At 35.4% G+C, this 14,145-nt stretch carries 9 protein-coding genes; 1 reads left to right on the top strand and 8 read right to left on the bottom strand.

Going from position 1 to position 14,145, the window contains the following annotated elements:
• Positions 1 to 9: 9 nt before the first annotated feature.
• The 4 genes from thrA to ACR1PN_RS09425 form a co-directional block, all read right to left on the bottom strand.
• Positions 10 to 2,460, bottom strand: coding sequence for a bifunctional aspartate kinase/homoserine dehydrogenase I (gene thrA, locus ACR1PN_RS09440; protein WP_433979831.1), 2,451 nt, complete (start codon positions 2,458 to 2,460; stop codon positions 10 to 12).
• A 296-nt stretch (positions 2,461 to 2,756) separates the two neighbouring features.
• On the bottom strand, positions 2,757 to 3,776 hold the full coding sequence (gene nadA, locus ACR1PN_RS09435) for a quinolinate synthase NadA (protein ID WP_433979830.1): 1,020 nt from the start codon (positions 3,774 to 3,776) through the stop codon (positions 2,757 to 2,759).
• A 91-nt stretch (positions 3,777 to 3,867) separates the two neighbouring features.
• The gene (gene gmk, locus ACR1PN_RS09430) at positions 3,868 to 4,440 is read right to left on the bottom strand and encodes a guanylate kinase (RefSeq protein ID WP_433979829.1); all 573 of its coding nucleotides are present in this window, start codon (positions 4,438 to 4,440) and stop codon (positions 3,868 to 3,870) included.
• Between the two features lie 71 nt (positions 4,441 to 4,511).
• A complete protein-coding gene (locus ACR1PN_RS09425; RefSeq protein ID WP_433979828.1) occupies positions 4,512 to 5,369 on the bottom strand; it encodes a YicC/YloC family endoribonuclease in 858 nt (285 codons plus the stop codon).
• Positions 5,370 to 5,596: 227 nt separating this feature from the next.
• Here ACR1PN_RS09425 and miaA point away from each other — a divergent pair, with 227 nt between their 5' ends.
• The gene (miaA, locus tag ACR1PN_RS09420; RefSeq protein WP_433979827.1) at positions 5,597 to 6,511 is read left to right on the top strand and encodes a tRNA (adenosine(37)-N6)-dimethylallyltransferase MiaA; all 915 of its coding nucleotides are present in this window, start codon (positions 5,597 to 5,599) and stop codon (positions 6,509 to 6,511) included.
• A 246-nt stretch (positions 6,512 to 6,757) separates the two neighbouring features.
• Here miaA and ACR1PN_RS09415 read toward each other — a convergent pair whose 3' ends face one another.
• The 4 genes from ACR1PN_RS09415 to ACR1PN_RS09400 form a co-directional block, all read right to left on the bottom strand.
• The gene (locus ACR1PN_RS09415) at positions 6,758 to 8,170 is read right to left on the bottom strand and encodes an efflux transporter outer membrane subunit (RefSeq protein ID WP_433979826.1); all 1,413 of its coding nucleotides are present in this window, start codon (positions 8,168 to 8,170) and stop codon (positions 6,758 to 6,760) included.
• A gap of 254 nt (positions 8,171 to 8,424) precedes the next feature.
• The gene (locus tag ACR1PN_RS09410) at positions 8,425 to 11,607 is read right to left on the bottom strand and encodes an efflux RND transporter permease subunit (protein WP_433979825.1); all 3,183 of its coding nucleotides are present in this window, start codon (positions 11,605 to 11,607) and stop codon (positions 8,425 to 8,427) included.
• A gap of 249 nt (positions 11,608 to 11,856) precedes the next feature.
• Positions 11,857 to 13,017, bottom strand: coding sequence for an efflux RND transporter periplasmic adaptor subunit (locus tag ACR1PN_RS09405; RefSeq protein ID WP_433979824.1), 1,161 nt, complete (start codon positions 13,015 to 13,017; stop codon positions 11,857 to 11,859).
• Positions 13,018 to 13,493: 476 nt separating this feature from the next.
• On the bottom strand, positions 13,494 to 14,090 hold the full coding sequence (locus ACR1PN_RS09400; protein WP_378183072.1) for a TetR/AcrR family transcriptional regulator: 597 nt from the start codon (positions 14,088 to 14,090) through the stop codon (positions 13,494 to 13,496).
• Positions 14,091 to 14,145 lie beyond the last annotated feature (55 nt).

The following is a 14,145-nucleotide window of genomic DNA, read 5'->3' as shown; positions in this document are numbered from 1 at the left end:
ATTAAAATGTTAAACGGAACGAACAATATCAGAGAAAACTCCACTTGCAGTCACTTCCGCACCAGCTCCTGCACCTTTCACAACCAAAGGCTGTTTAGAATATCTCAATGTTTTAAAAATCACAATATTATCTTTTCCATACAAATGAAAAAGGTCACTTTCTGGAGCGATGTGCTGTAATCCAACTTTTGCTTTTCCGTCTTTAAATTCAGCAACGTATTTTAAAATTTCTCCATGATTTTTAGCTTTTTCAAATAAATTTTTAAAATGAGTTTCATATTTAAATAAAGCCTGATAAAAATCTTCGACACTGCCTTCCATACATTCTTCTGGAAGAAAACTTTCATTTTTAATTTCATTAAATTCCAAAGAATAACCAGCTTCTCTTGCCAGAATTAAAATTTTTCGGGCAACATCTGTTCCGGCCAAATCCAATCTCGGGTCGGGTTCTGTGTAACCTTCTTTTTGAGCTTGAGCAACGATTTCAGAAAAGGGTTTATTTCCATCGTAGTTATTAAAAACGAAATTTAAAGTTCCACTCAAAACTGCTTCAATAGAAGTAATTTTATCACCACTTCTTATAAGATCGTTAATTGTTCCGATGATGGGAAGTCCGGCTCCAACATTGGTTTCAAAGAAAAATTTACAACTGTGATTTCGGGCAATATTTTTTAAATTTTTATAATTTTCAAAATCTGATGAAGCGGCAATTTTGTTACAAGCGACAATATTTACACTCTTTTTTAGCAATTTTTCATAAATATTGGGAATGGTTGAACTTGCTGTTACATCAACAAAAATGGAGTTTCTTAAATTCCTTGAAATAATTTCCTGAGTAAATTTTTCGATAGAAGCTTCTTCTCTGTTTTTATTAAAATTTTCGAATTCATTTTTTGAAATTCCTTTGTCTGAGAAAATCATTGTGCGGCTGTTGGAAAGTCCTGAAATTCTTAAATTAATCAAAAGGTTTTCTTTAAGATATTCGTTCTGATCATAGATTTGCTGAATTAATTTCATTCCGACATTTCCTGTTCCGCATATATAAAGATGAACCTGCTTTATTTCCGATTCAAAAAACTCTTCATGCAAAACATTTACTGCTTTTTTGATGTCTTTTTCCGAAATAACAATGCTGATATTTTTCTCTGAAGAACCTTGGGCTATCGCACGAATATTGATTCCGTTATTGCCTAAACAACCAAACATTTTTGCACTAACACCGCTTCTGCTTTTCATGTTTTCACCGACCAAAGCGACAATAGCAAGATCGGATTCAATTTTTACGGGTTCGACTCTTTTTAGTTTTAAATCATCTTCAAAAGCGAAATTAATGGCATTTTTTGCATTAAAAACATCTTTTTTATCAATAGCAACCGTAATGGAATGTTCTGACGAACTTTGTGTAATGAGAATAACATTCACCTTTTCATTGCTTAAACATTGAAATAATTTTGCCGAAAATCCCGGAATCCCAATCATTCCACTTCCTTCTAAAGTCAATAAAGCGATATTGCTCATATTGGAAATTCCAACTGCAATCTGTTGATTTTCAAAGTTTGGTTTTTCTAATTGATGAGAAATTAATGTTCCGAATTCTTCTGGCTCAAAAGTATTTTTAATTCTTAAATCAATATTTTTTGCCATTACAGGTTGAATGGTAGGAGGATATAAAACTTTTGCACCAAAATGAGAAAGCTCCATCGCTTCAGAGTATGAAATTTCAGGAATCGGTTTTGCGTTAGAAACTAACCGCGGATCGGAAGTCATCATCCCACTCACATCTGTCCAGATCTGAAGTTCATCGGCATTGATGGCAGAAGCAATAATTGAAGCCGTGTAATCTGAACCACCTCGTCCTAATGTAGTGGAATTACCTTTTTCATCTTTAGCGATAAATCCGGGAGCAATTGTAATTTTATTTTTATTTTCACTTAAAAATTTTATCAAATTATTTTCTGTGGTTTCAAAATTTACTTTTGCGTTAGTGTAATTACTATTGGTTACAATATTTTCGGCAGTGTTCATCCAAATGACATGAAGTCCTTCGAATTGTAATCTTGCAGCAATAATATTTGAGGAAAGAAATTCGCCGTAAGAAGTAATTTTATCTTTAATTCTATCAGTAAATTCTCCCAATACTAAAATTCCGTTGCAGATATCTTCGATATCATTAAAATGTTTTTTCACAAAACTCAACCATGAGCTTTGATCTAAAATTGGAATTAATTCTTTGACTAAATCCAAATGTTTATTTTCAAGATTTTTAACAATTTGAAAATAGTTTTCATCGTTTTGAGAAGCTAATTCCGCTGCTTTTATCAATTGATCTGTTACTCCATGAAGGGCTGAAACTACGACAACGACTCTGTTTTTAAGTGATTCTTTCTTTATAATATCTTCTACCTTTACTATATTTTTGGCATTGGCGACAGAAGTTCCGCCAAATTTTAAAACTTTCATTATGCTTTATTTTAAGTTATGGAAATGAACTTTACTCTTTAGAAAAAAGAGTACACGGATGTGAATGATATGTGAAAATTTACCCCGTTATGGGGTAGTCGTAGTTGTAGTTGTTGTAGCAATAATAGAAACAAAATTTCCTTCCGAAATAGAAAAATTCGGAGTAGAAATATCAGATATGTTTCTTGAAAAATTCATTATTACTTGAACAAATGTACAAATTATTTTATAATACTAAAGTTTTTGTGCTAAAATTTTGAAAAAGAAAAAAGCACTGTGAAAACAGTGCTTTTGATTTATTTAATATTTTTCGAAAGATCAAGCATTGCTTCAATGGGCTTCAATGCTCTCAGTCGAAGTTCTTCTTCGATGATAATCTCAGGAAGTTCATATTTCATGCATAAATACAGTTTTTCCATTGTATTTCTCTTCATGTAAAAACATTCCGAACAGTTGCAGCTTTCGTCAAAAACCAAGGCAGGAATCAGTTCTTTATGGGGGGCACGTTTTTTCATTTCGTGCAAAATTCCTTCTTCTGTAGCGATGATGAATTTCTGGCAATCGTCTTTTTCAACAAAATTAAGAAGGGCTGAAGTAGATCCTATAAAATGAGCAAGCTTTAAAACTGCTTCTTCACTTTCTGGATGAGCAATAAGTTTTGCATCCGGATTTTCTGCCAGTTGTTTTGCAATTCTTTCCATCGAGAAAGCTTCGTGTACGATGCAGCTTCCGTCCCAAAGAATCATATCACGGCCGGTTTTCTGTGATAAATATCTTCCCAGGTTTTTATCAGGAGCAAAAATAATCGGTCTGTCAGTTGGAAGGGCTTCAATTACCGTTTCAGCATTCGAGCTGGTTACGATGATGTCGCTTTCTGCTTTTGTTTCTGCGTTACAGTTGATGTAGGTTGCGATTAAAGCATTCGGATGCTGTTCACGCATTTTTCTAAGACCTTCACCGCTGCATCCGTCTGCCAAAGAGCATCCCGCCATTGTATCAGGAAGAACCACTTTTTTGGTCGGATTTAAAATTTTTGCAGCTTCTGCCATGAAATGTACTCCACAGAATACAATCATATCGGCGTTGGTTTCCTTTGCCTGTCTTGCTAATTGTAAAGAATCTCCGAGGAAATCGGCAATATCCTGAATTTCTCCGGGTTGATAATAATGCGCAAGAATGACGGCATTTTTTTCTTCTTTAAGTTGAAGAATCGCTTTTACCAATTCTTCTCCTTGCGGAATATCGATGTCTTTTATATCTAAAAATCCTTTTACGGGAAGTGTAGATTTGGCTTTTTCTAATGTTTCGGTGCTCATTTTAGCCTCAAGGTTTTTCTTTTATAGAGGTTAGATTTTAGAAATTAGAAGTTAGTTTTAATTCAAAATTTATGAATGTTTTTACTAATTTCTAATCTCTAACTTCTGCTATAAAATTTTTTATTAAACTTTCTATTTCTTCTTTTGCTATATCTAAATCGGAATTAATCACGATTTTATCAAATTCTTTCGCATAAGACATTTCTTCTTCTGCTTTTTCTACACGTGTTTTGATAGTTTCTGCATCATCCGTGTTTCTTGAAATCAATCTTCGTTCCAACTCTTCAATGGATGGAGGTTCTATGAAAATGGACAATGCTTTTTCACCAAAATATTTTTTTAATGAAATTCCGCCTTTTACGTCTACATCAAAAATAACAACTTTTCCCTGATTCCAGATCTTTTCAACCTCAGATTTTAAGGTTCCGTAATATTTGTCGGTGTACACTTCCTCAAATTCCACAAAAGCATCCTCAGCAATTTTCTGTCTGAATTCATCAGGCGAAATAAAATGATAATCTACAGCATGAATTTCAGTACCTCTCGGTTGTCTCGTTGTACACGAAATCGAGAACTGCAATTCATTAAAAACCTCCAAAGAATGCTTTACTAATGTAGTTTTTCCACTTCCTGAAGGCGCTGAAAATATGATAACCTTATTCATAAATGATAAGAGATAAATGATGATTGATTGACTATGCGTTTAATTTTTACTTGGCTCTTTTTACTTGATTCTTACAAAACGTTTAACGTTTGCTCTTTAATTTTCTCCAAATCATCCTTCATCATCACCACCAATTTCTGAATTTCAGCATGATTGGCTTTTGAACCTAAAGTATTGATTTCACGACCTATTTCCTGAGAAATAAAACCAAGTTTCTTACCGTTAAAATCCTCATTATCCATTACTTCACTATAATATTTCAAATGTTGGGCAAGTCTAACCTTTTCCTCTGAAATATCCAGTTTTTCTGTAAAATAAGCCATTTCCTGATAAAAACGGGTTTCGTCTACATTTTCGAACTCCTTTAAGGTTTTTTGGTAACGTTCTTTTACTGCATTAATTCTTACTTCTTCAAAAGGTAAAACCTCAGACAGATATTGGTCGATATTTTTGATGTTTCTTTCCAGCTCTTCGTGAAGGATTTTTCCTTCTGTTTTTCTGAATTCTAAGAATTTATCTAATGCTTCATTAACGATTTTTGCTAAAGCTTCCCATTCACCTTCACCAAGCTCATCAGGTCTTGAAGTAATGGCATCAGGAAGTCTTACGGCCATTTTCAGGTATTCAAAATCCGGCCCGTCTGAAGCTATATTTTTAAGTTCGGAAATGTAAGAATCAATCAAACCTTTGTTGATTTTTACGTCGTTGCTTTCTTCAAGGTTTTCAAGATTGATGTAGCAATCTACTTTCCCGCGGATAATTCTATCATTCAGAATTTTTCTAATTTCGAATTCTTTTTCCTTGTAACGTAAAGGTACTTTGATATTCAAATCAAAACTCTTTGAGTTCAGCGATTTGATATCGATTGAAATTTTTTTTCCTTCAAAAACGTCTTCGGCTCTACCAAAGCCGGTCATTGATAAAATCATAGTTTTTTATTGTCGTACAAAGATAATCATTTAAGTCTATGTATTAACTAAATTCCGTTTTTACCGCAAAAGTGACAAAAGATTTTCATTGTGCTTTAGATATTTAAAAGCTTATAAAATTTTTCTTTCTGCTTTTTTGAACTTTTGAAAAAACTAAATATTTTCAAGATTTTCTTTTATAGCTTTTGCGGTTAAAACAAAAAAATCAATTTTCGTAAATTAGCACTGTGAAAAAGAAAAATTTGATTTCTGTTGTAGGACCCACCGGAATTGGAAAAACAAGACTGGCAATAGACCTGGCTAAACATTTCAACACAGAAATTATTTCCTGTGATTCCCGCCAGTTTTTTAAGGAGATGAAAATCGGAACCGCGTCGCCTTCAGAAAAGGAGTTGGCAGAAGCACCTCATCATTTTATTGGAAATCTTTCGGTTGAAGAATATTATTCTATCGGGCAATACGAAGAAGATGCTTTAAAAAAACTTAATGAACTTTTTGAAAATCACGATACCGTCATTTTGGTTGGCGGAAGTATGATGTATGAAAAAGCTGTGATTGAAGGTTTAAATGATCTGCCGGAAGCCGATGAAGACAATCAGAAAAAATTAAATGAAATTTTCGAAAATGAAGGAATTGATAAACTTCAGGAAATTTTAAAAGAACTCGACCCCGAATATTTTGCAGTGGTAGATTTTCACAATCACAGAAGGCTTTTGCGAGCGATTGATGTGATTTGGCAGACAAACACAAAATATTCTGAATTAATTGCTGTTTCTCAAGACTCACGAGATTTTAATACGATCCGAATAGGAATTGAAGCTCCGAGAGAAGAGTTGTACGACCGAATCAATAGGAGAGTGGATATAATGATGGAGAAAGGTTTGTTGGATGAAGCTAAAGGTTTAGAAAAATTTAAACATTTGACGGCTTTGAATACGGTTGGTTATGCCGAATTATTCAAATATTTTGATGGCGAATGGGATTTGGATTTTGCGATTTCTGAAATTAAGAAAAACAGCCGGAGATATGCAAAACGCCAATTGACCTGGTATCGAAAAGCGGATGATATTCATTATTTGACTTTAGGATATTCGCAGGAGGATTTTGATGGGTTGATTGGGTATATTGAGAGCAGACTTTGAAATAGTTCAATTATTGGAAAAACGCAAAGGCGCAAAGGTTTTTTCTATATTTTGTAGTGCTTTAAGACGCAAGGATTTTATCTTCGATAAAATTGTATGACGTTTGCTGAAAATCTTTGATTTTCTTGCGCCCTAAAGCATTCTGCTATTGTAAAATCTTTGCGCCTTTGCGTTTTTCCAACAAGAAAGAATAAAAAAATGCAGCCCCGAAAGACCGCATTCCATTAACAATATAATTTTAATTTACTACTTCCAACCGCCTCCTAACGCTCGGTATAAGTCTACAATACTGCTCAATCTCTGTCTTTTTACGGATGCCAGATTAAGTTCTGCCTGTAGAGAATTTCCCTGAGCTGTTATTACTTCTAAATAGTTTGCCATTCCGCCTTTGTAAAGCATTTCGGCACTTTTAATTCCATTTTTTAAGGTTGCAACTTGTTCGGTTGCTTTTTGTTCCTGAACTTTTAAACTTTCGTTAGAAACCAAAGCATCAGAAACTTCACCCACTGCATTCAAAACAGATTGACGGAACGCCAAAACGTTTTTCTCTCTCTGAATTTTAGCAACATTAAGATCCGTTTTCAATTGCCTTTTCTGGAAGATAGGTTGAGTCAAACCTCCTAAAACAGAACCGAACAATGAAGCCGGAATCTGGAACCAGTTATCAATTTTAAATGAATTTACCCCTCCGTTTGCTGTAATTTTCAATGAAGGATACATATTGGCCTGAGCAATTCCCACCATTGAATTGGATTCCAATAAAACCAATTCCTGCTGACGAACATCCGGACGACGGCTTACCATTGCAGCCGGAAGCCCCGCAGAAATATCTTGCGGTAAAGACGTATCAGACATTTCAATTGTTCTTGTGATTTTGTTTGGATTTTCACCCACCAAAATACTCAAAGCATTTTCCTGAATGGCGATATTTTGTTCTAATTGAGTAATCAAAAGTTCTGTTGACTGCTTCTGTGCAGTTGCCTGTTGAACTCCCAAAGATGTTGTATCACCACTTTTCCATAATTTTTCTGTTAAAGAAAGGGTGTTTGTGCTTAATTCTAAATTTGAGTTGGCAATTTGCAATTGTTTATCAAGCATCAATAAATTGTAATACCCTTGAGCAATCGCTGCAACAACTTGTGTTTGAATTGCTTTTGTCGCTTCGTAAGTCTGCAGATACTGCATTTTTGAAACTTCCTGCTGATTTTTAATTTTTCCCCAAATATCAGCTTCCCAAGACAAATTGAAAGCTGCATTGTAATCCTCAACATAGCTTTTTCCTAAAAATAGGTTCAAGCTTTGTCCGTTCATACTGTTTTTTGAAGGCTTTGAAATCTGTGCCGTAACTCCGAAACCAACATCGGGATATTGAAGATATTTTGCTTGTTTTAGTTTTTCCTGTGATGAAGCAACTTGTTTTAAAGCAATCTGTAAATCGTAGTTGTTTTTAATTCCTTTTTCAATCAATGTTTGCAACATCGGATCGCTGAAAAATTGTTTCCATTCTAAGTTCGCAACGCTTGCTGTATCAGCGGTTGCTGTATATTTAAACGTTTCGGGAAGATCAACTTCAGGTTCACTTAATGCCAGTTTGGGCACACAGGAAACCGAACCTATAGCGATTCCGAAAGCGATGATTATATTTTTTACTCTTTTCATAATTTAATTTTTAATTGAATACAAAACTTTGAGAGGTTTTGTTTGGCAAAGTTGTCTTTAGTAGGAGAAAATGCTTTGCTTTTTTTATGATATTAGTTTGAATAGTTTCTTCTCTATTTTTTTGTTTGCCCACAGATTTCACGGATTTTCACAGATGATTATTTCAAATCTTTAAACTTCAAATATCTTAAGTGTAAAGTCTTTTGTGACTTTTGTGGTTAAATAAAATCTCTCAAAGTTTGTTATTCATTTTATTAATGAGCCGCAGCTAAAAGTTCCTCTTCTAATTTTTGTCTTTGAAGTCTTTTCTTTTTTCTGCTTGGCATTTTTTCATGTAAATACTGGAAGATTACGAACATTACCGGGATAATGAAAATTCCGAATACAACTCCTGTCAACATTCCGCCAACTGTACTGAATCCGATGGAGTGGTTTCCTTTTGCAGAAGCACCCTGCGTAAATACAAGTGGCAACATCCCAACAATAAACGCAAAAGATGTCATTAAGATCGGTCTTAAACGTAATCTTGAAGCCTGAAGCGCAGATTCTAATAAAGATCTTCCTGCATTTCTTCTTTGAACGGCAAATTCTACAATCAGGATCGCGTTTTTAGCTAACAATCCGACGAGCATGATTAATCCAACCTGAACGTAGATATTATTATCAATTCCAGCCAGTCCTGTGAAGGCAAATACTCCGAAAATACCTGTTGGAATCGTTAAAATAACGGCAAACGGAAGAATATAACTTTCGTACTGAGCTGCCAATAAGAAATAAACAAACAAAATACTTAAAGCAAAAATAAATGCTGTTTGTCCACTTGTTTTGATCTCTTCACGAGTAATCCCCGTCCATTCGTATCCGAAACCTCTTGGAAGTGATTTTTCTGCAACTTCTTCAACTGCTTTAATTGCGTCTCCGGTACTGTACCCAGGTTTTGGTGTTCCGTTGATTGTAACCGCGTTGAATAGGTTGTTTCTTGTCACTGTTTCAGGTCCGAAAGCTCTTTTTAAGGTTACTAATGTTTTTACAGGAACCATTTCGCCTGATTTATTTTTAACATAAATTCCTTCCAAAGAATTCGCATCAGTTCTGTACGGAATATCCGCCTGAGCCATTACTCTGTAGTATTTTCCGAATCTGTTGAAATCTGAAACGAAGCTACTTCCGTAATAGATCTGCATTGTCTGCATCAATTCTGTGATTGAAACTCCAAGCTGATTGGCTTTATCATTATCCACTTCGATTGTATATTGTGGGTTTCCTGCTGCATACGTTGTGAATGCAAATGCAATTTCCGGACGTTTCATCAATTCTCCAATGAAGGCTTGAGTTGTTGTTCCTAAATTTTCTAATGAACCGTTTGTTTTATCCTGAAGCATAAATTCGAAACCGGAAACGTTACCAAATCCCTGAACAGTTGGGAAGTTGAAGAAGAATGCACTCGCATCTTTCACTTGGGATACTTTCCCTGTCAATCCTGCTGCAATCTGATCCGGATCGGTGATTTCACCACGTTGATCGTGATCTTTTAATTTAATGAAACCTGCAGAATACGGTGAAGCGTTTGCGTTACTAATAAAGTTCAAACCGTCTGCAACCCAAAGGTGATTTTTCGCTTTTTCACCGTTGATGATTTTATCAATTTGCTCAGTCGCTCTGTGTGTTCTGTCCAATGAACTTCCCGGAGGAGTGTTCACCGCATACAAAATAAATCCCTGGTCTTCCGTAGGAATAAATCCTGATGGTGCTTTTTTAATTAAGAAAACACTTGCAGCTGTAATTAATACTAATCCTCCGACTGCAACCCATTTATTTTTAATTAAAAATTTAAGACTGTAGATATATTTTTTAGTCATGTTATTAAAACTTGCATTGAAAGCATTGAAAAATCTTGCTCCAAAACCTGTTTTTTTACCGTGTTCTCCGTGTTCACCTTGAGGATCATTTAAGAACATTGCACATAAAGCTGGACTTAATGTTAATGCATTAATCGCAGAAATCATGATCGCAATTGCCAATGTGAAAGCAAACTGTCTGTAGAAAACTCCCGCAGGACCCTGCATGAAACCAACCGGAATAAACACGGCGCACATCACCAAGGTAATGGAAATAATCGCACCGGAAATTTCGCTCATCGAACTCATTGTTGCGTGTTCTACAGGCATTCCCGTATGTTCCATTTTGGAGTGAACGGCTTCTACCACAACGATCGCGTCATCCACCACAATACCAATGGCGAGTACCAAAGCAAACAATGTCAACATGTTGATACTGAAGCCGAATAACTGAAGGAAAAAGAAGGTACCGATAATCGCCACCGGAACTGCAATGGCTGGGATTAATGTAGATCTGAAATCCTGAAGGAAAATATATACTACAATAAATACCAGGATAAATGCAATTACTAATGTCTCAACAACCTGATGAATTGAAGCATCCAAAAAGTCTTTGGAATTGTACATGATGATGGGTTCAACTCCTTTTGGAAGGGTAGTCTTAAACTGATCAACCTGTTTTTCAATTTCAGTCAAAATTTCGTTGGCATTAGATCCTGCCGTCTGCATAATTGCAAAACCTGAAACCGGTTTGCCATCCACTCTGTTAGCTGCTGTATATGTATAGGAACCGAATTCCACTCTTGCCACGTCTTTCAGTCTTAAGAAAGAACCATCGCTATTCGCTTTAATGGCAATATTTTCGTAGTCTTCGTTCTTATTTAATTTACCTTTATACTTTAAAATATATTCGTAAGTTTCCTTGCTTCCCTGTCCCAGACGTCCCGGAGCAGCCTCTAAGTTGTGATCTTTTACGGCATTTAAAACTTCCTGTGGCGAAAGTCCGTTGGCTGCTAATCTGTCCGGTTTCAGCCAAAGTCTCATTGAATAATCTCTCGTTCCGAAAACCTGCGCCTGAGCAACCCCGGGGATACGCTGGATCTGTGGAATGATGTTGATTTTCAAATAATTTTGTAAGAAAAGTTCGTCGTATTGTTTAGGATCATCACTTGTTAATCCCATGAACATAATCATACTGTTCTGAACTTTCTGCGTCGAAATTCCCGCCTGTACAACCTCCTGCGGAAGCTGGCTCATCGCTTTCGATACACGGTTCTGAACGTTTACGGCAGCATTATCAGGATCAGATCCCTGTTTGAAAAATACGCTCAGCGTCATGGTACCGTCATTACTTGAGTTGGAAGTCATGTACGTCATGTTTTCCACTCCGTTCACCGCTTCTTCGATTGGGGTTGCAACCGAACGGGCTACAACTTCCGCATTCGCACCCGGATAGAAAGCCGTCACCTGAACACTTGGCGGCGCAATATCCGGAAAGAGGGCGATGGGTAAATTAAAGAGGGACAATGCCCCCAATAATAAAAGTATTATGGAGATGACCGTTGAAAGTACCGGTCTTTCTATAAATTGTTTTAACATAAGAAGTTTATTTTTTAATGTTGTTTAAACTATGTTCTTACCACAAAAGGCACAAAAGCTTTTAAATACATTAGTCACATTAAGTTTTAATTATTGCTTTTAAAAAGAACACATTAGTTTTGAAAATCTTCGATTTTCGTTTTTGTGAACTTTAAAATATTAGCATTTTAACTTTTTAAAACAGAGAAAAAGCTTTTGTGACTTTTGTGGTGAAAAAAAGAAAAGTTTAAACAGTTCTGATAAAGGAGTTTACAAAGGTTTTGCTTTCAACAAACTATCAGAAGAAATAGCTTTCGGCTGAATAGCAACCCCGTCTTTCAATGCACCGATTCCTGTGAATACGATTTTATCTCCTACAGAAAGTCCTTCAGAAATGAAGTAATAGCCGTCTGTTTTTCCTGAGATTTTTACAGGTTTTCCGGTTACTTTTTTATCCTTTCCAACGACGTAAACGTAAGTTTTATCCTGAATTTCGAAAGTAGATTCCTGTGGAATGACCAACGTTTTATCGAATAACTGAGGCATACGAACTCTTCCCGTATTTCCTGTTCTCAGAACTCCGTTCGCATTTGGAAATACTGCGCGAACACTTATTGCTCCGGTAGTTTTGTCGAATTGCCCGTCAACAATACTCATTTTTCCTTTTTCAGGATACGTGCTGTTGTCTGCAATAACCAAATCTACCATTGGCATATTTTTCAGTTTTTCATTTAAAGTTGCTCCCGGATATTTATTTTGGAAAGCAATAAAATCCAGTTCACTTAAAGAAAAGTAGGCGTAAATCTCGCTGATATCAGATAATAAAGTCAATGGACTAGGATCGGTTCTTGAAATCAGGCTTCCTTTTTTGTAAGGAATTCTTCCGATGTATCCGCTTACCGGCGCTGTAATGGTTGTAAATCCTACATTGATTTTTGCGCTTCCAACGGATGCTTTTGCCTGTGAAGCGGCTGCCACTGCGGCTGCGTAATTTGCTTTTGCAGTTCTCAACTGTACGTCTGAAACTACTTTTGCAGCAACAAGAGGTTCTAATCTGTCTACCTCAACTTTTGCTTTTTGAATGTTGGCGTTGGCAACTTGTAAATTGGCACTTGCCATATTCATTTGTTCGCCGTAACTTCTTGAATCTATTTTAAATAAAGGCTGTCCCGCTCTTACATAAGCTCCTTCTTCTACATAAATTTTATCTAAATATCCATCCACCTGAGATCTGATTTCTACATTGTTTTTCCCTTCCAAAGCTGTCGGAAATTCTTGGTAAACAGTAGCAGGAGAGGTGATTACGGTATAAACTGGCAACTCTGGAGCAGGTGGAACAGCGTTTGATCCTTCTGCTGCTTTTGTGCAATTTTGTAAAAGGATAATACTTGCGATAAGTACGATGATCCTCGTTTTTCCAAATATTTTCATTTTGAGTTTAAATTTTTAATGAAGTGTTAAATTAAATAATGTTGTTTGTTAATTTGAATTCCGTTATATTTCCTAACAGTGTTAATGATTTAGTCAAAAAAAAATTCAGAATTCTTAATGTGGCTTAAATTGTTGTTTTCATGATTACAATCTTTAAATTTTTAGATGTGAGTGGTTTAGTGTGTTATCTTTCTTAACAGTGTTAATGATAAGGAAAGAAAATCGCAAAAAGCATTGTGAAAAAATCATATTTCATAATAGAGAATTGTTTTAAAGTTGGTTGAAAGGATAATTAAGATGAGGTCTAAATTGTGTTATTTTTACTAACGGTGTTAATTGTTTTGGTAAAAAAATAATTTTTACGATTAATTTTAATCTTACATAAGATGATTTTTAAATTTAATTTTAAATGAATAACTTACATTAATTCAGTGTTAACATTCCTAACGGTGTTAATTTTAAATTCAAAAAAAATTCTACAAAGACTTAATGAAAGCTGCAACAGTTTCATCCAAAGTCGTCTTGTTCATTGTAGAAGGAATATCGTCGTTACGCATCATCATAATCGAAATCAAACCGTGCACCGCCGAAAATAAGGCATGTGATGAATGGCAGGCATTCTCAGGATTCGATCCTTTTTTCTTAATAATTTCATACGTGCAATCATATAGCATGTCCTGAAACGACGAAAATTCTTCTTTCATCATTCCTTTTCCGCTACATTGCATTCCCAATCCGAACATCAGTTGGTAGTACTCTTTGTTTTTGAATGCAAATTTCCAGTAGGCATCCACAATAGCTTTCAACTGGTCTTCCGGATTGTCGTGTTCTCTCTGAGCTTTCAACAATTCGATGTGTAAACAATGGAAACCATTCAACGAGATTTCATATAAAATAGCTTCTTTGTTTTCAAAGTGATCGTAAACTACCGGTGCACTGTATTCAATAGCATCGGCAATTTTTCTCATGGAAAGTGAAGCCCACCCTTCGGTTTTTGCCAAAGAGAAAGCCGCGTCCAGAATACTGGTGCGTATATTTTCTTTTTCTCTTTGTCGACGTTCATGTAGACCCATGATTTTTAATTACTAACAGTGTTAGCAAAACTACAAACTTTTTAATATAACTTCC

The sequence above is a fragment of the Chryseobacterium sp. RLHN22 genome, assembly GCF_051011795.1.
GTDB classification, from domain to species: domain Bacteria; phylum Bacteroidota; class Bacteroidia; order Flavobacteriales; family Weeksellaceae; genus Chryseobacterium; species Chryseobacterium zhengzhouense.
This window is presented reverse-complemented; position numbering and strand designations above follow the sequence as displayed.